17 protein-coding genes, 1 tRNA gene and 1 pseudogene are annotated in these 18,629 nt (G+C 68.5%); 5 read left to right on the top strand and 14 right to left on the bottom strand.

What is annotated here, in order from left to right:
* Window positions 1–6: 6 nt before the first annotated feature.
* From AC1Q5A_RS06250 to ppk1, 4 genes and pseudogenes are all read right to left on the bottom strand, one after another.
* Window positions 7–1,032: an ornithine cyclodeaminase family protein gene (locus tag AC1Q5A_RS06250; RefSeq protein ID WP_492699355.1), complete on the bottom strand. Its 1,026-nt coding sequence runs from the start codon at window positions 1,030–1,032 to the stop codon at window positions 7–9.
* A 302-nt stretch (window positions 1,033–1,334) separates the two neighbouring features.
* Window positions 1,335–2,237, bottom strand: a complete 903-nt coding sequence (locus tag AC1Q5A_RS06245) for a LysR family transcriptional regulator (protein ID WP_492699702.1) — start codon at window positions 2,235–2,237, stop codon at window positions 1,335–1,337.
* A gap of 285 nt (window positions 2,238–2,522) precedes the next feature.
* Window positions 2,523–2,682 (bottom strand): annotated as a pseudogene (locus AC1Q5A_RS06240) (IS3 family transposase); the annotation flags it as partial.
* Window positions 2,683–2,782: 100 nt separating this feature from the next.
* Window positions 2,783–4,963: a polyphosphate kinase 1 gene (gene ppk1 / locus AC1Q5A_RS06235; protein ID WP_492699354.1), complete on the bottom strand. Its 2,181-nt coding sequence runs from the start codon at window positions 4,961–4,963 to the stop codon at window positions 2,783–2,785.
* A gap of 285 nt (window positions 4,964–5,248) precedes the next feature.
* Between ppk1 and AC1Q5A_RS06230 the strand changes: the two genes are divergently transcribed.
* The gene (locus tag AC1Q5A_RS06230) at window positions 5,249–6,496 is read left to right on the top strand and encodes an MFS transporter (RefSeq protein ID WP_492699352.1); all 1,248 of its coding nucleotides are present in this window, start codon (window positions 5,249–5,251) and stop codon (window positions 6,494–6,496) included.
* A 354-nt stretch (window positions 6,497–6,850) separates the two neighbouring features.
* Here AC1Q5A_RS06230 and AC1Q5A_RS06225 read toward each other — a convergent pair whose 3' ends face one another.
* The 6 genes from AC1Q5A_RS06225 to amaB form a co-directional block, all read right to left on the bottom strand.
* Window positions 6,851–7,282: a hypothetical protein gene (locus tag AC1Q5A_RS06225; protein WP_492699350.1), complete on the bottom strand. Its 432-nt coding sequence runs from the start codon at window positions 7,280–7,282 to the stop codon at window positions 6,851–6,853.
* Window positions 7,283–7,328: 46 nt separating this feature from the next.
* The gene (murB, locus tag AC1Q5A_RS06220) at window positions 7,329–8,357 is read right to left on the bottom strand and encodes a UDP-N-acetylmuramate dehydrogenase (RefSeq protein ID WP_492699700.1); all 1,029 of its coding nucleotides are present in this window, start codon (window positions 8,355–8,357) and stop codon (window positions 7,329–7,331) included.
* 10 nt (window positions 8,358–8,367) lie between these two features.
* The gene (locus AC1Q5A_RS06215) at window positions 8,368–9,405 is read right to left on the bottom strand and encodes a quinone-dependent dihydroorotate dehydrogenase (RefSeq protein WP_492699348.1); all 1,038 of its coding nucleotides are present in this window, start codon (window positions 9,403–9,405) and stop codon (window positions 8,368–8,370) included.
* 142 nt (window positions 9,406–9,547) lie between these two features.
* On the bottom strand, window positions 9,548–10,324 hold the full coding sequence (locus AC1Q5A_RS06210) for an SDR family NAD(P)-dependent oxidoreductase (RefSeq protein WP_492699346.1): 777 nt from the start codon (window positions 10,322–10,324) through the stop codon (window positions 9,548–9,550).
* A gap of 7 nt (window positions 10,325–10,331) precedes the next feature.
* Window positions 10,332–10,634, bottom strand: a complete 303-nt coding sequence (locus tag AC1Q5A_RS06205; RefSeq protein ID WP_492699344.1) for a DUF4190 domain-containing protein — start codon at window positions 10,632–10,634, stop codon at window positions 10,332–10,334.
* An 84-nt stretch (window positions 10,635–10,718) separates the two neighbouring features.
* Window positions 10,719–12,254: an L-piperidine-6-carboxylate dehydrogenase gene (amaB, locus tag AC1Q5A_RS06200; RefSeq protein ID WP_492699343.1), complete on the bottom strand. Its 1,536-nt coding sequence runs from the start codon at window positions 12,252–12,254 to the stop codon at window positions 10,719–10,721.
* A gap of 226 nt (window positions 12,255–12,480) precedes the next feature.
* On the opposite strand from amaB, the gene AC1Q5A_RS06195 reads away from it, so the two are divergent.
* Window positions 12,481–12,557: transfer RNA gene (locus tag AC1Q5A_RS06195), tRNA-Arg, on the top strand.
* 142 nt (window positions 12,558–12,699) lie between these two features.
* On the opposite strand, the gene AC1Q5A_RS06190 is transcribed toward AC1Q5A_RS06195, so the two are convergent.
* Together AC1Q5A_RS06190 and AC1Q5A_RS06185 are read right to left on the bottom strand one after the other, a co-directional pair.
* The gene (locus tag AC1Q5A_RS06190; RefSeq protein ID WP_492699341.1) at window positions 12,700–14,259 is read right to left on the bottom strand and encodes a protein adenylyltransferase SelO; all 1,560 of its coding nucleotides are present in this window, start codon (window positions 14,257–14,259) and stop codon (window positions 12,700–12,702) included.
* A gap of 65 nt (window positions 14,260–14,324) precedes the next feature.
* Window positions 14,325–14,879 carry a lysozyme family protein gene (locus tag AC1Q5A_RS06185; RefSeq protein ID WP_492699339.1) on the bottom strand — a complete coding sequence of 185 codons (555 nt, stop codon included), beginning with the start codon at window positions 14,877–14,879 and terminating at the stop codon, window positions 14,325–14,327.
* On the opposite strand from AC1Q5A_RS06185, the gene AC1Q5A_RS06180 reads away from it, so the two are divergent.
* The 3 genes from AC1Q5A_RS06180 (at window position 14,863) to AC1Q5A_RS06170 (ending at window position 16,803) form a co-directional block, all read left to right on the top strand.
* Window positions 14,863–15,429: a hypothetical protein gene (locus tag AC1Q5A_RS06180; protein WP_492699337.1), complete on the top strand. Its 567-nt coding sequence runs from the start codon at window positions 14,863–14,865 to the stop codon at window positions 15,427–15,429. The two genes, AC1Q5A_RS06185 and AC1Q5A_RS06180, sit on opposite strands and share 17 nt — an antisense overlap.
* 403 nt (window positions 15,430–15,832) lie before the next feature.
* The gene (locus tag AC1Q5A_RS06175) at window positions 15,833–16,423 is read left to right on the top strand and encodes a DUF1415 domain-containing protein (RefSeq protein ID WP_492699335.1); all 591 of its coding nucleotides are present in this window, start codon (window positions 15,833–15,835) and stop codon (window positions 16,421–16,423) included.
* Between the two features lie 47 nt (window positions 16,424–16,470).
* The gene (locus tag AC1Q5A_RS06170; protein ID WP_492699333.1) at window positions 16,471–16,803 is read left to right on the top strand and encodes a YkgJ family cysteine cluster protein; all 333 of its coding nucleotides are present in this window, start codon (window positions 16,471–16,473) and stop codon (window positions 16,801–16,803) included.
* 29 nt (window positions 16,804–16,832) lie between these two features.
* Here the strand turns inward: AC1Q5A_RS06170 and AC1Q5A_RS06165 are convergent, their stop codons facing one another.
* The gene (locus AC1Q5A_RS06165) at window positions 16,833–17,534 is read right to left on the bottom strand and encodes a pseudouridine synthase (protein WP_492699332.1); all 702 of its coding nucleotides are present in this window, start codon (window positions 17,532–17,534) and stop codon (window positions 16,833–16,835) included.
* Window positions 17,531–18,601, bottom strand: coding sequence for a class I SAM-dependent methyltransferase (locus tag AC1Q5A_RS06160; RefSeq protein WP_492699330.1), 1,071 nt, complete (start codon window positions 18,599–18,601; stop codon window positions 17,531–17,533). Before AC1Q5A_RS06160 ends, AC1Q5A_RS06165 begins: the two co-directional genes overlap by 4 nt.
* Window positions 18,602–18,629 lie beyond the last annotated feature (28 nt).

Genomic DNA, 18,629 nt, shown 5'->3' with positions numbered 1-18,629 from the left:
AGGGGTTCACTTGTCGATCGTCAGCACGGTGGCCGGCAGAACCGTGTAGCGGCCGTGCTCGCAGGCGCCGCGAAACAGCATCTCGGCGATCACCACGTCCTGCAGCGCGGTGCCGACCGATTTGTAGAGAACGATCTCCTCCGCGTTGCGGCGGCCAGCCACGCGGCCGCCGGCCAGGTCGGCCAGCGACACGGTCTTGGCGGCGACGTCGATGCCGGCCCGGGCCGCGGCGATCGCGTCACCGGTGTCGTGCACCACCTCTTCGGGCAGGTCGGCAACGATGAGACCGGCGCGGGCCATCGTGGTCTCGTCGACTTCGCGCTGCTCGGGCAAGGTCGAACCGATCGACACCACGGTCATGCCCGGCTCCAGCCAGACGCCGTGGATCACCGGCGACTCGTCGCGGCTGCGCGCGGCACAGATCACCACGTCGGCGCCCTTCACCGCATCGTGGGCGCTATCGACTGCCGCGATGTCGAGCTGGTGGCTGTCGCGGAAGCTGTCGGCGAAGCGCTGGCGGCTGGCCGGGGTCGGGCTGAACACCCGCACGCCGGCGATCTCGCGGGTAGCCGACAGCGCCTCCAGCTGCGAGCGCGCCTCGAAGCCCGCGCCGATGATCGCCACGCGCAGCGCCTTCTTCGGCGCCAGCAGGTCGACCGCGACGGCGGCGGCGGCGGCGGTGCGGATGCCGGTGATGCGGTTGCCATCGATCAGCGCCACCAGGTCCATCGTGCGCTGGTCGAACAGCGAGATCAGGTAGCTGGCGCGGTGGATCGTCGGCGACGCGGCGATCAGCTTGCAGCCCATGTACTCGCCGGACGGCGAGATGGCGCACAGCCCGCGCAACCAGAAGCCCCGGCCACGCGCCATCACGCGCGGCGGCACCATCTCCGGCGTCATCGGCTGGGCATAGGCATGGCGCAGGGCGGCGACCGCGGCAGGCCACTGCGCCAGCTCCACCACCTGGGCGTCGCCAATGAACAGCGTGGAGGCCTGGATGGAAACGGCTGCATGCGGCGTGGCAAGACTCAAGGCACGGGCTCCCCCAATGAAGATGCCCGTACGTTAGGCAGGCGCCCACCCGCGACCTAGCCTGCAAACCCGATTTCAGTTATGCCTATATTGCATATCTTTGCCTGCAACATTCGGGGCGACGCACACCCTTCCTCCTTCGGCGTTTCGTTGCAAAGAACTGTTTTTGAATAATTTTATTCTTTACGAAACGGCGGCCAGCATGACCGTGATGCGAAGCTGTCCTGACAATCATGTTGCATAGCAGCAAATATGCATAACACAAGATCCAGCGGATCGTTCCGAACGGCGCCCCGCCAGGCTCAGATACTCAGCATCTCCGGCACGACCTGAGCGACCAGTCGCTGCACTTCCCGTGTGGCCAGCGTGTGCGGCCGCCGCAAAGTGGAGGAAAGCACCACACTGCGCAGCAGTTCGGGTTTCACGATGCGCGCGCTCGCCAGCCGTGCGTCATTGCGCAGATCGAACAGGCCCGAGGTGATCGCGTAGCCGCCACCCGCCGCAGCGATCTCGTACTGCAAGCGGATCGAGTCCGCCTCGACGGCGACGTTCAGCAGCATGCCGCGCGCTTCGGCGAGCGAATCCAGCCGCGCGCGCAGCTGGTGCGGGCGACTGGGGACCACCAGTGGCAACCCTTCCAGCGCGTGGAGGGGAATGGTTTCATCCTGCAGCAGCGGGTCGCCGTGCGGCCCGACCAGTTGCAGGGCGGATTGCATCAGGATCGACTCGCCATCGTTCGCCACCGGCCCTTCGCGCAACAGCAGGGCCATGTCGATCCGCCCTTCGCGCAGCTGTTCCTCCAGCTGCACACTGGTGCCCTCGATCAGGTGCAACTGCACTTGCCGGTAGCGCTCGCGCACCAGGGCGAACAGCTTGCTCGCCAGCTGCGGCACGGACAGCGGCAGCATGCCCAGCCGCACCTCGCCCACTGGCACGCTGCCCGAGGTCCGGATGGCGTCGCTGATGCTGTCCGCCTCGTTCGCCAGCGACTTGATGCGCGGATACAGCTGCTCGCCGAATTCGGTCAGCACCACGCCGCGACCGGTGCGCCGGAAAACCCTGGCCCCGCAGCGCCGCTCCAGTTCACCCACCTGGCGGCTGATCATGGATTGCGGCGCGTCCAGTGCTTCCGCAGCACGCGTGAGGCTGCCCAGCTCGGCCACCTTCATGAACACCAGCCACTTCGAATCAAGGATGGACTGCATCGTGTCGACCTCGCACCAGCGGATACTGCAAAGACCCTGCCCGCAGATGCGGACGGCATCGGCGGATTCGAGCCGGATCGGGTGTCGTTGACCCGGGACAGCGCGGCAGCACGTCGTCGAAGCAAGGCCACGCCACGAACCGCGCCAATCAGTGTGACAAGAAACGGGGCGACACGGATACATCGGGCGAGTGGCCTGCGGCGGCGCCGTGGCCAACCGCCACTCTGCGGGTGCGCCCCACCCTGAATCGCCGCGGGTTCTCCGGAGGCTGTTTGTGGCGAGTCGGAGGGTGGCCAGCTCGACGGCTTCGCGGTTCTTCCGTGTCTGTCTTGCGGCGAATCACTTCGGCCTTGTACCGGCCGTTGATGGTTTCGGCCAACGCGTCGTCGTCGGCAGCGCCGACGCTGCCGACCGAAGGCTCGATGCCGGCCTGCGCCAGCCGTTCGCACCGCCCGCCACCACCGAAGCCCCCCGCGCAGGGGCACAACCTCGTGTACCGCTGGAGGGTTTCCACCTCGGACCGCTTCGGACGCTCCTGCGAGGGTTCAGTGCCCGTTGTTGCCGTTATCCACCCCGGCGCCGCACAGCTTGACCATCAACTCGGCCTGCACGTTGCGGATGGGCTCGCCGGCGGCCGCCGCGGGGCGCAGGTACTCGCCGTCGGGCTGCAGCAGCGCGGCGCTGGCGTTGTCGGTGAGGTACAACTCCAGCGCTTGGCGCACGCGATGCTGCAGCTTCTTGCCTTCGATCGGGAAGGCGGTTTCGACGCGGCGGTCGAGGTTGCGTTCCATCAGGTCGGCACTGGCCAGGTACAGCTGCGGCTCGCCGTCGTTGGCGAACCAGTAGGCGCGGCTGTGCTCCAGGAAGCGGCCAATGACCGAGCGCACCCGGATGTTCTCCGAGACGCCCGGCACGCCGGGGCGCAGGCTGCAGATGCCGCGCACGATCAGGTCCACCTGCACGCCGGCGATGCTGGCCTTGTACAGCGCGCGGATCACCTTCGGCTCGGTCAGCGCGTTGACCTTGAGGATGATCTGCGCCGGCTTGCCAGCCGCCGCGTTCGCGCTCTCGCGCGCGATCAGTTCGAGCAGGGTTTTCTTCAGGGTGAATGGCGCGTGCAGCAGCTTCTTCATGTGCAGCACCTTGCCCATGCCGGTGAGCTGGCTGAACAGCTTGTGCACGTCCTCGCACAGCGCCTCGTCGGAGGTCAGCAGGCTGTAGTCGGTGTACAGCCGGGCGTTGCCGGTGTGGTAGTTGCCGGTGCCCAGGTGGGCGTAGCGCACCAGCTCGCTGCCCTCGCGGCGCTGGATCAGCATCAGCTTGGCGTGCGTCTTGATGCCGACCACGCCGTAGATCACCATCGCGCCGGCCTGCTGCAGGCGCGAGGCGAGCGTGAGGTTGGATTCCTCGTCGAAGCGCGCGCGCAGCTCGACCACCGCGGTCACTTCCTTGCCGGCACGGGCCGCGTCGACCAGCGCGTCGACGATCTCGGAGTTCGCGTTGGTGCGGTACAGCGTCTGCTTGATCGCCAGCACCTGCGGGTCCTTCGCCGCCTGGCGCAGCAGGTCGACCACCGGCGTGAACGATTCGTACGGGTGCAGCAGCAGCACGTCCTGCTTGCCGATCACCTCGAACAGGTCCTCGGCGTGCTGCAGCGCCTTCGGCAGCGCCGGCGTGAACGGGAGGTATTGCAGCCTCGGGTAGCTGACGTTGTTGGCGATGCGGAACAGCCGCGCCAGGTTCACCGGGCCGTTCACCTCGTACATTTCCGATTCGTTGAGGCCGAACTGCTTTAGCAGGTAGTCGGTCAGCTCCTTCGGGCAGTTGTCGGCCACCTCCAGCCGCACCGCGTCGCCGAAGCGGCGCGAGTACAGCTCGCCGCGCAGCGCCAGCGCCAGGTCCTCGACGTCTTCCGGGTCGAGCGTGAGGTCGGCGTTGCGGGTCAGCCGGAACTGGTAGCAGCCGAGCACGGCCATGCCGGGGAACAGTTCCTCCGCATGGGCATGGATGATCGAGGACAGCAACACGTAGTTGTCGCCACCCTCGCAGATTTCCAGCGGCATGCGGATCAGCCGCGGCAGCACGCGCGGCGCCGGCACGATCGCCAGGCCGGAATCGCGGCCGAACGCGTCCACGCCATCCAGCCGCACGATGAAGTTGAGGCTCTTGTTGACCAGCAGCGGGAACGGATGGGTGGGGTCGAGCCCGATCGGGGTGACCAGCGGCGCCACCTCTTCGCGGAAATAGCGGCGCACCCACATCTTCTGCTTGTGCGTCCACTGCGTGCGCCGCACGATGCGGATGCCGTGCGTGGCCAGCTCCGGCAGGATGCGCTCGTTGAGGATCGCGTACTGCCGCGTGATCTGCCGGTGCGCGATCTCGCTGATCTCGGCCAACGCCCGCTTCGGCGGAATGCCGTCCGGGCCGATCATCTCGTGGTCCAGCGCGATCTGCCCCTTCAGCCCCGCCACGCGGATCTCGAAGAACTCGTCCATGTTGGCGGAGAAGATCAGCAGGAACTTCAGCCGTTCCAGCAGCGGCGTACGCTCGTCCAGCGCCTGGTCCAGCACGCGGATGTTGAATTGCAGCTGCGACAGCTCGCGGTTGATGTACAGCCGGCTGTCACCCAGATCCGGTCCCACCGGCGCTGACGCCGGCGCGGCGTCGTTGGCGGCCGGCGCACCGGCGTCGGGCGGCAAGGTTCCGCGAATCAGGCGGCTGTTCATCGGTGCTCCAGGCTGCTGCAGGTGGGTAGCATCCCGCATGGTAGCGCGCCGCCTGCGGGGCCCGCTCCCGATGCGGCCGGGCCGGGTCAGGTACCGCTCAGTCTGCGGCATTTCGCTGACGACGCGGTGACACCCGGACGTCCTTCGTCCGGCTTTCGGCGGCGCGCCCCGGCACGCGCACGGCGGCGATAGCGCAATCCTCCGTCAACGGCTGGCACATGCGGAACGGCGGCCGTTTGCCTTATGGTTGACACCCCCGCGCCGCCCCGTCCAGCCGAACACCCCATGCAGACCCGCGTCGAAAGCGCCCCGCTGTCCCCGTCCGCGATCCCCCTCTCCAGCGATCCGTCGCCGCCCGGCGAATCCACCGAGTATGCGGTACTCGGCGGGATCAGCTTTGCGCACATGCTCAACGACATGATCCAGTCGCTGATCCTGGCGATCTATCCGATCCTCAAGCACGACTTCCAGCTCAACTTTGCTCAGATCGGCCTGATCACGCTGACCTACCAGCTCACCGCCTCGCTGCTGCAGCCGCTGGTCGGCATGGTCACCGACCGCCGGCCGATGCCGTACTCGCTGCCGGTGGGCATGGGCTTCACCCTGTGCGGCCTGCTGTTGCTGGCGACGGCGCCGAATTTCCCGGTGCTGCTGGCGGCCGCGGCGCTGGTCGGCACTGGCTCGTCGGTGTTCCACCCCGAATCCTCGCGGGTGGCGCGGATGGCCTCGGGCGGGCAGCACGGCCTGGCACAGTCGCTGTTCCAGGTGGGCGGCAACACCGGCGCGTCGCTGGGGCCGCTGCTGGCCGCGTGGATCATCGTGCCGCACGGACGCGGCAGCGTGGCCTGGTTCTCGCTGGCGGCGCTGCTGGCGATCGTGGTGCTGCTGCAGGTGGGGCGCTGGTACGGGCAGCATCATGTCGTGCGCGGCAAGGCGGCGGCGCGGCGGCGGTCGGCCGTGACGCTGTCGCGCCGGCAGGTGCTCGCCGCGCTGGCGATCCTCGGCCTGCTGATCTTCTCCAAGTATTTCTACCTGACCAGCCTCAGCAGCTATTACACCTTCTACCTGATCCACAAGTTCGGCGTGTCGGTGCAGAGCGCGCAGGTGCACCTGTTCGTGTTCCTGTTCGCGGTGGCCGCCGGCTCGCTGATCGGCGGCCCGGTCGGCGACCGGATCGGGCGCAAGTGGGTGATCTGGGTCTCCATCCTCGGCGTCGCGCCGTTCACCCTGCTGCTGCCGCATGCCAACCTGCCGTGGACCGGCGTGCTGACCGTGATCATCGGCCTGGTGCTGGCCTCGGCCTTCTCGGCGATCCTGGTCTACGCGCAGGAGTTGGTGCCCGGCCGCGTCGGCATGGTCTCCGGGCTGTTCTTCGGCCTCGCCTTCGGCATGGGCGGCATCGGCGCCGCCGTGCTCGGCGGCCTGGCCGACACGCACGGCATCGAATACGTCTACCGGCTGTGCGCCTACCTGCCGCTGATGGGACTGATCACGGTGTTTTTGCCGGATATCGAGAAGCGGGCTCACGCTTGATGCCATTATTGAAATGGCTTTAAAAGCACAAGGCTTTTAGAGCTTTCGTCCTCCTTCGGAGGGCGAGTCACTTTCTCTCGCTTGCCCGAGAGAAAGTAACCAAAGAGAGGGGCACCCCGCTTACGCGCCTTGCGGACATCGGGCAACTGCTCCCTGCGTTGCCTCAACTCCGGCATCCATGCCGTCGCCTGTCCGCAAGGTCCGCGTGCGGGCTACGGGGTTTGTCGACAGGGCATCCTGCCCTGACGACAAACTGGTTCGCATCCATGCGAACCACCCTGCGGGCTTTTCCTCCACCCGTCCGCCGCTTCAGAGGGGACCCCGGGCAGAGCAGCGCGCCATCGTGGCCCGCACTCAGTGAAAAAGCTGAAGAGCAAAACCAAAAGCCGGAGCCAAAGCAAAGCGGCGGTCCGCCGCGGCGTTGCTCTTGCTCTTGCTCTTGCTCTCGCCTCGGCTCTTCTCAAAAGTGCGGGCCAGGATGGCCCGCTGCTCTACCCGGGGCCCCTGTGCGGCGGTGAGTCGGGGTCGACAGGCCGCGCAGCGGGCGTTGCCAGGGATGGCAACGCCTTTTCGCGCGGGCAGGAGCCCGCTCGAAAAGCCCGGCCCCGACTCACGGACTTGCCGCCCATGGATGGGCGGCAAGCGCCAAGCGGGGTGGCCTTTCTCTTTGGTTACTTTCTCTTTGGCCACGCAAAGAGAAAGTAACTCGGCTGCCGCAGGCAGACGAAAGCTCTTGCCTCTGATCCTTTTCGCTTTAAATGCGCCAAAAGCAAGAGCATCGCGCACGACCGAAGGAAGTTTCCTGCGTACAAGGTGCGCTCCTACAAAAAAATCAGCGCCCGCCGATCACCACCGGCTCCGGCTCCAGCTGCACGCCGAACTTCTCATGCACGCCGTGCATCACCCGCTGCGCCAGCGCCCACAACTGCGGGCCGGTGGCGTGGCCGTGGTTGACCAGCACCAGCGCATGCCGGTTGGAGATGCCCGCATCGCCTTCGCGAAAACCCTTGAAACCGGCGGCCTCGATCATCCAGGCGGCCGACACCTTGCAGCGCCCATCGGGCTGCGGCCAGGCAGCCAGCCCGGGATGCTCGCGCCTGAGTGCATCGGCCAGCGCGACGTCGACGATCGGGTTCTTGAAGAAGCTGCCGGCGTTGCCGATCACCGCCGGGTCGGGCAGCTTGCGCGTGCGCAGGCGCACCACCGCCTCGGCGACGTGGAACGGTGCGGGCTTGTCCACGCCCATCCGCGCCAGCTCCTCGTCGATGCCGGCGTAGTCGGTGCGCAGCGGGCGGCTGCGCGGCAGCACGAAGCGCACGGCAGTGACCACGTAGCGGCCGGGCTCGTGCTTGAACAGCGAGTCGCGATAGGCAAAGGCGCAGGTGGCGTGATCCAGCGTCACCACGCGGTGCTCACGGGTATCCCATGCTTCCACGCTTTCGACGAACTCGGCCACTTCGCAGCCGTAGGCGCCGATGTTCTGGATCGGCGCGGCGCCGACGGTGCCGGGGATCAGGATCAGATTCTCCAGGCCGGCGTAGCCCTGACCCAGGGTCCAGCGCACGAAGTCGTCCCAGCGCTCGCCGGCGGCCACCGCGATGCGCGCGCTGTCGCCGTCGCTTTCCACCTGCACGCCGCGGGTTCCCATCGCCAGCACGGTGCCGCCGAAATCGCCGGTGAACAGCATGTTGCTGCCCTCGCCCAGCACCAGCAGGCGGCTGTGACGCACGGCGGGGAAGTCCAGCAGTTCGGGCAGTTTCGCAGCGTCGCGGATTTCCGCCAGCAGCGTTGCCCGCGCGTCGACGCGCAAGGTGTTGCGGTTCGCCAGCGGAGCATTCTCGATGAGCGTGTAGCCGCCCATGTCCACTCGTTCAGGCGGCATCGGCGTTCTCGCGCTGGCGGCGGATCTCATCGACGCATTCCGCGACCAGCGGCGGCCCGCGGTAGATCAGGCCCGTGTAGAGCTGCACCAGCGAGGCACCTGCCGCCACCTTCTCGGCGGCGTCGCTGCCGTCGAGGATACCGCCCACGCCGATCAGCGGGATGCGGCCCTGCAGCCGCTTGTGCATGCCGGCCAGCACCGCGGTGGAACGCTCGAACAACGGCTTGCCGGACAACCCGCCGACCTCGTTGCCGCGTGGATCGCCGCTCACCGCCGCATGGTCGATCGTGGTGTTGCTGCAGATCACCCCGTCGATGCCGGTATGCAGCAGCACCTCCGCGATCGAGTCGAGTTCCGCCTCGGAAAGGTCCGGTGCGATCTTCAGCAGCATCGGCTTGCGCCGGCCGTGCTGCGAACCCAGCCGCTCCTGCGCCTCGCGCAGCACCGAGATGAAGCGGCGCAGCGTGGCTTCCTGTTGCAGATCGCGCAGGCCCTGGGTGTTCGGCGAGGAAATGTTCACCGTGACGTAGCTGGCCAGTTCGTACACGCGGGTGAGGCAGAGCAGGTAGTCGCTGACCGCCTTCTCGTTCGGCGTGTCCTTGTTCTTGCCGATGTTGATGCCGAGCACCCCGTGATAGGCGGACTGCCGCACGTTGCGCACCAGCGCATCGACTCCGGCGTTGTTGAAGCCCATGCGGTTGATGATCGCCTCGTGCCGCGGCAAGCGGAACAGGCGCGGCCGGTCGTTGCCCGCCTGCGGCCGCGGCGTCACCGTGCCGACCTCGATGAAGCCGAAGCCGAGCGCATCGAGCGCGTCGAGATGCTCGGCGTTCTTGTCCAGCCCGGCGGCCAGTCCCACCGGGTTCGGAAAAGTGATGCCGAGGGCGCGGGTCGGCAGCTCGCCCGGCGGCCTCACCAGCTTGTGGGCGAAGCCGCTGCGCTGGGCCACGCCGAGCGCATACAGGGTGAGGCGGTGCGCGGTCTCGGCATCGAGGCTGAACAGCAGCGGGCGCAGCATGTCGTACATGGGTCAGACCAGTTGGCCCGCGGGAGCGCGGGTGGGGTGATGGGAGCTTGTCGCGCCGTTCCCGCCGGTGCCGCCGGGCAACAGGCGCCTGCGCGCGCGGTGTCCGGATGCGCGGCCTTTGGCGCGCGAGGTGGCGCCCCGATCAGCCATTGAGCATCTGCCCACCGTCGACCACCAGGGTCTGGCCGGTGATCCAGCCGGCCCATGGCGAGGCCAGGAACAGCGCGGCGTGGGCGATTTCCTCCGGCTTGCCGAAGCGACCGAACGGGATTTTTGCCAGGGTGGCGCGGTAGAGTTCCGGTCGCTCCAGCCGGCGACGCTCCCACAGGCCGTCAGGGAAGGCGATCGAGCCCGGAGCGATCGCATTGACGCGGATGCGCTGCTCCGCCAGTGCCAGCGCCTGCGACGTGGTGTACTGGCTCAGTGCTGCCTTCACCGCCGCGTACGCCGCGCCGCTCGTGCGCGGGCGGAACGCGGCGATCGAACCGGTATGCAGGATGCAGCCATGCGCCGAAGCCATGAGGTGCGGCAAGGCGGCACGCGAGGCGCGCACCGCCGCCATCAGGTCGACGTTGAAGCCAGCCAGCCAGCCTTCGTCGCTGTCGTCGAAGCCGTAGCCGCTGGCGTTGTTGACCAGCACGTCGATGCCGCCGAGTGCGGCGGCGGCATTCGCCACGTAGGCGTCGATCGCCCCGGCGTCGGCCAGGTCGCAGCTCTGCGCGTGCGCAGGCACGCCATGCGCCGCCAGCGCCTGGCGGGTTTCCTCCAGCGCTGCGGCGCCGCGTGCGCAGACCGACACGGCGGCGCCCGCTTCGGCGAAGCCCAGCGCGATGCTGCGGCCGATGCCGCGGCTGCCGCCGGCGACGACAACGCGATATCCGTGGAAATCGAAGGCGGCGGAGCGGGCGTCGGTATTCATGCGGCGATCAGTGCCAGCCCCACAGCGTGAAGCCGAACACCATCATGGCGACCAGCACGAATGCGCACAGCACGCACAGCACCAGTTGCGCGTAGCCGAGCACCAGCCCGGCCACCGCCATGCCGTCGCCCTCGACGCGGCTCTCGACCGGACTGCGGCGGATCTCGCTGCGCGCCAGGTGGCCGCAGACGATCGCCACGATGGCGCCGAGGAACGGCAGCACGCACCAGGCCAGGATGCCGAACACCAGGCTAACCACGGCCAGCGGACTGGTGCCGGAACCCGCACGGTAGGACGGTTGGTAGCTCATCGGTCTGCTCGCGGAATGAGGTGGGACGACGACGCCCTGCACCCCCGTCGCGGGCGGCACACCGCACGCGACGGGTTCACGGCGTCACAGGTCGAACTTGATGCCCTGCGCCAGCGGCAACGCGTCCGAGTAGTTGATGGTATTGGTCTGCCGGCGCATGTACACCTTCCATGCGTCCGAACCGGACTCGCGGCCGCCACCGGTCTCCTTCTCGCCGCCGAAGGCGCCGCCGATCTCCGCGCCGGAGGTGCCGATGTTGACGTTGGCGATGCCGCAGTCGGAACCGGCCGCCGACAGGAACTGCTCGGCCGCCTTCAGGTTGTTGGTGAAGATCGACGAGGACAGGCCCTGCGGCACGTCGTTCTGCATCTCGATCGCCTCGTCGATGGTCTTGAACGGCATCACGTAGAGGATCGGCGCGAACGTCTCGGCCTGCACCACCTCGTCGGAGTTCTTCAGCCCGGTGACGATGGTCGGCAGCACGAAGTTGCCCTTGCGCTCGGTCAGCGCCTTGCCGCCGGTGCGCACGGTACCGCCCGCGGCCTTCGCCTTCCCGATCGCGGCGAGGTAGGCGCTCACCGCCTCCTGGCTGTTCAGCGGACCCATCAGCGTGGTGGCCAGAGTGGGATCGCCGATCTTGCCCTCGACCTGGCCGTACGCCTTGACCAGGGTGTCGAGCACGCCGTCGAAGATCGACTCGTGCACGAACAGGCGGCGCGTGGTGGTGCAGCGCTGGCCCGCCGTGCCGACCGCGCCGAACACGATGCCGGGGATCGCCAGCTTCAGGTCGGCCGATTGGTCCAGGATGATCGCGTTGTTGCCGCCCAGTTCCAGCAGCGAGCGGCCCATGCGCTGCGCCACCCGCTCGCCGACCATGCGGCCGACCCTGGTGGAGCCGGTGAAGCTGATCAGCGGGATGCGCTTGTCGTCGACGAAGCCTTGCGACAGGTCGGTGCCGGCGTCGTTGAACAGGAAGAACAGGTCGGGGAAGCCGCCGGCCTTCAGCGCCTCGTTGCAGATGCGGATGGTGGCGATCGCCGACAGCGGGACCTTCGGCGACGGCTTCCAGATGCAGATGTCGCCGGCGATGGTGGCCAGCATGGCGTTCCACGCCCATACCGCGACCGGGAAGTTGAACGCGCTGATGATGCCGACGAGACCCAGCGGGTGGTACTGGTCGTACATGCGATGGCCGGGGCGCTCCGAATGCATGGTGTAGCCGTACAGCATGCGGCTCTGGCCCACCGCGAAATCGGCGATGTCGATCATCTCCTGCACTTCGCCGTCGCCTTCGGGCTTGATCTTGCCCATCTCCAGCGCGACCAGCGAACCGAGCGCGTCCTTGTGCCTGCGCAGTGCTTCGCCGCACAGCCGCACCGCCTCGCCGCGGCGCGGCGCGGGGGTGGTGCGCCACAGCTTGAACGCTTCCTGCGCGCGCTTGACGATCACCTCGTAATCGGCGGCGCTGGAGGCGTGCACGCTGCCGAGCACCTCGCCGGTGGCCGGGTTCACCGGTTGCAGCGCGCCGGCGTCGGTGGTCTTCGACCACTCGCCCTGGCCGAGGTAGGTGCCGGACTGCTCGCCATCGAGGCCGAGCGCGCTGAGGATTGCATGGGACATGGATGTCTCCTGGACGTGCGGCGCCCGCAGGCGCCGTGGGTGAAATCGGCAGTTGAACATTCTAACAGGCCGGCCGCCTTGCTCCCTCCCCTGCTCGCAGGGGAGGGCTGGGGTGGGGTCGCTCCTGATCCTGGTTTTCGGCGACCCTGCGCAACCCCCTCCCGGCCTCCCCCTGCAAGCAGGGGGAGGAGCGGAACCACGCGATCCATGCGAAAATCCCGCCGCTGCCCTCGTAGCTCAGTTGGATAGAGCGGTCCCCTCCTAAGGGACAGGTCGGACGTTCGAATCGTCTCGAGGGCACCAATTTTCGACCACGAGTCGAGCCTGCTTCAAAGCGCGTCATTCCAGCGAACGCTGGAGTCCAGGGCCTTGGCTATTCAAGCGCCCGGAGGCGCTGGATCCCAGCGTTCGCTGGGATGACGAGCGTTCGAGGATTCCCCGAGGCTCAGGAACTGCACGACAGCATCGAGCAGCCGGCCTTGTGCCGCGCCCAGTCGGGGCGCTTCTGCGCGTACGCCTCGCGGTCGGGCTGGTCGTCGTACGGATGGCGCAGCACGTCGAGCAATTCGTGGATGCCGGCGAGATCGCCCTGCCCCGCGCGGTCGATCGCCTGCTGCGCCAGGTAGTTGCGCAGCACGTAGCGCGGGTTCGCCAGGCGCATCCGTTCGCGGCGCAACCCGGGCGACAGCGGGTCGCCCCTCAAGCGGGCCGCATAGCGGGCCAGCCAGTCCAGGAGTGCCGGCTCCGCTTCATGCCGTTTCGCCTCGTCGTAGAACGCCGCGCCGAACGGCGCCAGCGTAGGCGCCGGCACGTCGACGTCGGCCAGCGCGCGGAACCACAGCGTCATGTCGACCTCGGCCTGCCGCATCAGCACGTGCAGCGACTGCATCAGCGCCACGTCGTCGTCGCGGCACTCGGCCAAGCCCAGCTTGGCGGCGATGTTGACGCGGTCGGCGGCAGCATACGTGGCGGCGTAATGCTGCAGCCCGGTTTCCAGCAGTTCGACCCCGTCGAACAGCGGCGCCAGCGCGCCGGCCAGGCAGCTCAGATTCCACCATGCCACGTCCGGCTGCTGGCCGTAGCGGTAGCGGCGGCGCTGCGCGTCGGTGGTGTTCGGGGTCCAGTCCGGATCGTAGTCGTCGATCCAGCCGTACGGGCCGTAGTCGATGGTGAGGCCGAGGATCGACATGTTGTCGGTGTTCATCACGCCGTGCACGAAACCCACGCGCATCCAGTGCGCCATCATCGTGGCGGTGCGCTCGCACACCTGGGTGAACCATGCCGCGTACAGCGCCTCGCCCTCGCCGTCGAGCTCCGGGAAATCGCGGCGGATGGTGAACTCGACCAGTCGACGCAGCAGCGCGGCATCGCCACGCGAAGTGGGCAACTCGAAATTGCCGAAGCGGATGAACGACGGCGCCACGCGGCACACGATCGCGCCCGGTTCCGGCGCGGCGTGGCCGTCGTAGAACATGTCGCGCACCACCGTTTCGCCGGTGCCGACCAGGCTCAGCGCGCGCGTGGTCGGCACGCCCAGGTGGTGCATCGCCTCGCTGCACAGGAATTCGCGCACCGACGAACGCAGCACCGCGCGGCCGTCCGCGCCGCGCGAATACGGCGTCAGCCCGGCTCCCTTGAGCTGCAGTTCCCAGCGCTCGCCGGCGGCGTTGACGACTTCGCCCAGCGAGATCGCACGGCCGTCGCCAAGCTGTCCCGCCCAGTGGCCGAACTGGTGCCCACCGTAGTTCGCCGCATATGGCTGCATGCCGTCGAGCAGGGCATTGCCGCCGAACACCTGCGCGAACTCCGGCGCGGCGACGTCCGCCAAGCTGAAACCCAGCGCGGCCGCCATCTCCGCCGAACAGGCCAGCAGCCGTGGCGCTGCGACCGGCGTGGGGTCGACCCGCGAGTACAGCGCACCGTCGACCTGGCGCAGCCGCGCGCCCTGCTCCGGATCGCCGGGCAGTTCGCGCACGAACGCATTGTCGAAATGAAGATCGAACATCGGGTCACCTCGAAGCTGCAGCCTATATCCGGGCGCCAGCGGTTCGATGCAAGGCCGCGCCGCGGCTATCGCGCCACGGCCTGTCCGCGGCGCGCCGTACGGTGGATCGCCTGCAGCCGCTGGTAGACGGTCAGCACGGCGGTGCCGTAATCGTGTGCCAGGCTGGGCGTGTGGCTGTGGTAATAGCCCACGCCGAGCACGCGGTCATGGGTCCGGCGCATGCCGTCGCGCAGGATCTTCGCGGCCACGGTGATGTTGGTGCGCGGGTTCAGCAGGGTCAGCGGATCGCGCACCGCGTCGCGATGCATCGGGTAGTAGACCTGCATGATGCCGACATCCTGCACCGCCGAACCGAACTGGCTCGCCGCCGCCATCGCCAGCTGCACGTCATGGCGCTTGCCGCGCACCAGATGATCGTTGACGCGGAACAGCCAGGGCGTGGGCGCGACCTTGCCGTCCGGGTACAACGCCTTCGATTCCACCAGGGCGACGCTGTACAGCAGCAGCGGATCGACGCCGGCGGCCTTGCCGACCTGCGACCACAGGCTGTCCCGCGAGGCGATGTCCAGGTCGGGCTCCTCGATCGGCATCATCAGGTCCATCGTGCTGACCTCGGACAACAGCTTGCGCCCGGTTTCAGCCGGCCCGGAGCGTACTGCCGACGAAACCGTTGCCACGCTCGCCGGGACTGTCGCGGCAACGGCCGGCACTGGCAACGGCCTGACCGCCAAGGACGCCGTGCGCATGGCGGGTGCCGGCCTTGCCGCTGCCCCAGCCACGGCCCTGACCGAGCTTGATTCCGTCGCCGGATGCGTGCCGACGCGCAGCAACACCAGGGCAATGCCGGCGATCGCGCCCGCGGCGACAAGCCGGCGCGCACCCGCCCATTCCGGCCACGCCGGGATGCGCGCCCGTGCCCACGGCATGATCCGGGCGGCGACAAGCCGCCGCAAGCCGGCGACTGCCGTCACCTGCCAACCATCCAGCGGCCAGGTGGGCGGCAACAGCCAGCGTTCGGCTGCCGGCCGCCGCGTACGTGGTGACAGCCGGGCAGGCACGGCCCGCGAACGGACCCACTGGGCGGGTGCCGGCATCACGATGAGCGGGGTGGCGGCGCGGCGGCGTCCCGACCAACCGCCGGACCTCCAGCACGCCGGCGCCATCAGATAAACCGGGTCCGGCTTCCGGGGGGTGTCCCGCGCGGTGGCGGAACGCTTGGCCGGATACCTGCCACCGTCTGCCTCGGCGCAGGCCTTTCCCCGTGGCGGCACGCCACCGGACGTGACCAGGCAAGCATCAACCCCGGCATACCCCCGACTCGCGCCGTGCGAGGTGCCTGCGGTCGTTGGGGTCGAACCATCCACGAGCGAATCCTGTTCAGGGGCACGGCCGCGGCGGGTTCCCCATGCCGGGGGCCGCCATTAAATCAGATTTGCGAAACCGGTTCCCGCATCCGGCATCCGGGTGCTCCCGCGCGAAACCGGATGCAAGCCTGCACGACCCCGGCAGCGCATGCACAAGCCCGCGCATTGGCCAGCCGCTATAGTCGCCTGCCTCTCCCTGCGAAAACCGCATGAACCCGACGCCCGCCAACGACCTCAACGCCGACGCACTGCCCGGGGACGCACCCTACCTCGCCGCCACCACGCGCTGGCTGGAACGTGCGGTGATCGGGCTGAACCTGTGCCCGTTCGCCCGCGCGCCGCACGTGCAGGGCAAGCTGCGCCTGCGGGTGAGCCATGCGCGCGACACCGGCTCGCTGCTCGACGACCTCTGCGGCGAGCTGCAGTCGCTCAATGCGCTGACGCCGGACGAATGCGAGACCGGCCTGCTGATCCACCCGTTCGTGCTCGGCGACTTCCTCGACTACAACGACTTCCTCGACGTGGCCGACGCCGCCGTGCAGACGCTGGGACTGGAAGGCGAATGGCAGGTGGCGGGCTTCCACCCCGACTACCAGTTCGCCGACAGCACGCCGGACGACGTCGGCAACCTCAGCAACCGCTCGCCGTATCCCACGCTGCATCTGCTGCGCGAATCCAGCGTCGAACGCGCGATGGAGGCGATGAGCGATACCGACAGCATCTACCGCCGCAACATCGAGACACTGCAACGGCTGGGGGCCGATGGCTGGCGGGCGTTGTGGCGTGACAAGCCGGGCTGAACAGCCGCCACAACAAAGTGTTCATGCCGCTGCTGTCATGCTGACGCGTGAACAGTCTCCCCGATCCCCACGCGGAAAACATCGACCCGGGCGTGCAATGCACGGCCTGTGAGGCGGTGTGCTGTCGCCTCACCGTGGTGCTGATGCCCGACGACCACGTGCCTGCATGGCTGGTCGATCACGACGCACTCGGCATGGAAGTCCTGGCCAAGGGCGAGGACGGCTGGTGCGCCGCGGTCGACCCGAACACGTGGCGCTGCACGATCTACGAAGACCGCCCGGCGATCTGCCGCAAGTACGCGATGGGCAGTCCGAGCTGCCGCGACGAACGGCACAAGTGGTTCGGCAACACGATTCCCACCGCGGTCCACATGCTGTAGTGGCACCGGCGCCGTAGGGCGGGGCCGCCCTACGGCGCGAAGATCAGTGCTACGTCGGCGGCATCGAGCGCACACCATTCGCCCGGCGCCAACCCGCCCAGCGCGAGTGCGCCGATCGAAACCCGCTGCAGCCTCTCCACGTGATTGCCGGCAGCGGCGAACATCCGGCGCACCTGGTGGTAGCGGCCCTCGCTGACGCCGAGCCGGGCGTGCCGTGGGCCCAGCACGTCGAGGCGAGCGGGCGCCAGCGGCTCGGTTTCCGATTCCAGCAGCAGCGTGCCGCTGGCGAACAGTTCGCTCTCGTCGCCGCGCAGGTCCTGTGCCAGAGTAGCCTCGTAGACCTTGGTCACGCTCGCCTTCGGCGAAATGATCCGGTGCAGCAGCGCGCCGTCGTCGGTGAACAGCAGCAGGCCCGAGGTGTCGCGGTCGAGCCGGCCCACCGTGGAAAGCGCCGGCGTACGCACACGGTAGCGCGGCGGCAGCAGGTCGTAGACCACCCGGCCCGGGTCCTTGCGCGAGCAGGTGACGCCGAGCGGCTTGTTCATCATCAGGGTGAGCCCGGGCGGCGGATCGAGCGGCTCGTCGTCCACCCGGATGGTTTCGTACGGCACCACGTCGTCGGCGTACAGCACTTCGCCGGCGGCATCGGTGATGCGACCGGAGCGGAACAACTGGGTCACGTCCTTGCGGCTGCCGTAGCCCAGGTTCGCAATCAGCTTGACCAGTTTCATCCGCGTACCCCCGTCGCCTCGATCACCTTGAACCCTTCCTGCACGGCCAGCGCGCGCACTTCATGGAAACGCGAGGCCAGCACGGCCTCGTACGGCAGATGCCGGTTTGCCACGATCAGCAAGCGGCCCGTCGGCAGCAGCGCCTCGGCCGCGCTGACGATGAAGGCGCGACCCAGTTCGGGCAGGTCGGCACGCCCCTGGTGGAACGGCGGGTTGCTGACGATCGCGTCGTAACGCTGCGCCAGGCCGCGGGTCACGTCGTGCCAGCGCACCGCCACCGCCACCTCGCGGCCGCATTCGCGTTGCGCCCGCGCCAGGTTGAGCCGCGCCGGCTCCAGCGTGCGCGCCTCGGCTTCATACAGGTCGATCGCCGCGACCCGCGGGCAGCGTGCGACGACCTGCGCGGAAAGATAGCCGTAGCCGGCGCCGAGATCGGCCACGCGGCCATGCAGGTCGGCCGGCAGGTGTTCCGCCAGCAGCGCCGAGGCACGGTCGATGCGGTCCCAGGCGAACAGGCCGGGACGACTGACGTAGCCGTCGGCGATTTCGCGCGGCGCGTCCAGCGCCAGCCATTCGGCCAGCAGGTCGTGTTCGATGTCGGCCGACTGCGGCGTACTCCAGAACACCCGGCACTTGTGCTTGGACAGGCGCTGCACGGCGCCGGCCAGTTTCGCCAGGTCCGTCTCGCCCGACTTCGCGCCTTCCGCATTCGGCATCGCGGCCAGCACGGTGCCGCCCGGCGCCAGCTGCCGCAGCGCGCGGGCGAACAGGGCGCGCGCCTCATCACGCTGGCGCGGCGGCAACAGCAGCACCAGCGGAAATTTTTCATCGGCCGCCGGCTCGCCCACGCGCAGGCCGTTGCGGTCCAGTTCGTCGGCAAACGGCAGGAAGCCCTGCTCACACAGCCAGCCGGGCTGCGCCATTTCGCGCAGCCGCACGCCGGCGCGGGCGCGCAGGAACAGCACGCGGCCTTCCGCCGGCAGGCGCAGCTCACCCGACTCGAACGGCACGAACAAGGCCGCCAGCGCCGCATCCGGCGCGGCCGCAGAAAATCCGCCAGCAGTCACGTCACCCTTCCACCTCGAACAGTGGCGG

This window comes from Rhodanobacter sp. GW835-FHT13D09 (assembly GCF_058793995.1).
This window is presented reverse-complemented; position numbering and strand designations above follow the sequence as displayed.

What these genes read in the sequence shown, in the direction of transcription:
- amaB (WP_492699343.1), bottom strand. Translation starts at nt 12,254, where the DNA reads ATGTCCCATGCAATCCTCAGCGCGCTCGGCCTCGATGGCGAGCAGTCC.
- murB (WP_492699700.1), bottom strand. Translation starts at nt 8,357, where the DNA reads ATGGGCGGCTACACGCTCATCGAGAATGCTCCGCTGGCGAACCGCAAC.
- AC1Q5A_RS06230 (WP_492699352.1), top strand. Translation starts at nt 5,249, where the DNA reads ATGCAGACCCGCGTCGAAAGCGCCCCGCTGTCCCCGTCCGCGATCCCC.
- ppk1 (WP_492699354.1), bottom strand. Translation starts at nt 4,963, where the DNA reads ATGAACAGCCGCCTGATTCGCGGAACCTTGCCGCCCGACGCCGGTGCG.
- AC1Q5A_RS06215 (WP_492699348.1), bottom strand. Translation starts at nt 9,405, where the DNA reads ATGTACGACATGCTGCGCCCGCTGCTGTTCAGCCTCGATGCCGAGACC.
- AC1Q5A_RS06175 (WP_492699335.1), top strand. Translation starts at nt 15,833, where the DNA reads ATGAACCCGACGCCCGCCAACGACCTCAACGCCGACGCACTGCCCGGG.
- AC1Q5A_RS06210 (WP_492699346.1), bottom strand. Translation starts at nt 10,324, where the DNA reads ATGAATACCGACGCCCGCTCCGCCGCCTTCGATTTCCACGGATATCGC.
- AC1Q5A_RS06165 (WP_492699332.1), bottom strand. Translation starts at nt 17,534, where the DNA reads ATGAAACTGGTCAAGCTGATTGCGAACCTGGGCTACGGCAGCCGCAAG.
- AC1Q5A_RS06205 (WP_492699344.1), bottom strand. Translation starts at nt 10,634, where the DNA reads ATGAGCTACCAACCGTCCTACCGTGCGGGTTCCGGCACCAGTCCGCTG.
- AC1Q5A_RS06245 (WP_492699702.1), bottom strand. Translation starts at nt 2,237, where the DNA reads ATGCAGTCCATCCTTGATTCGAAGTGGCTGGTGTTCATGAAGGTGGCC.
- AC1Q5A_RS06190 (WP_492699341.1), bottom strand. Translation starts at nt 14,259, where the DNA reads ATGTTCGATCTTCATTTCGACAATGCGTTCGTGCGCGAACTGCCCGGC.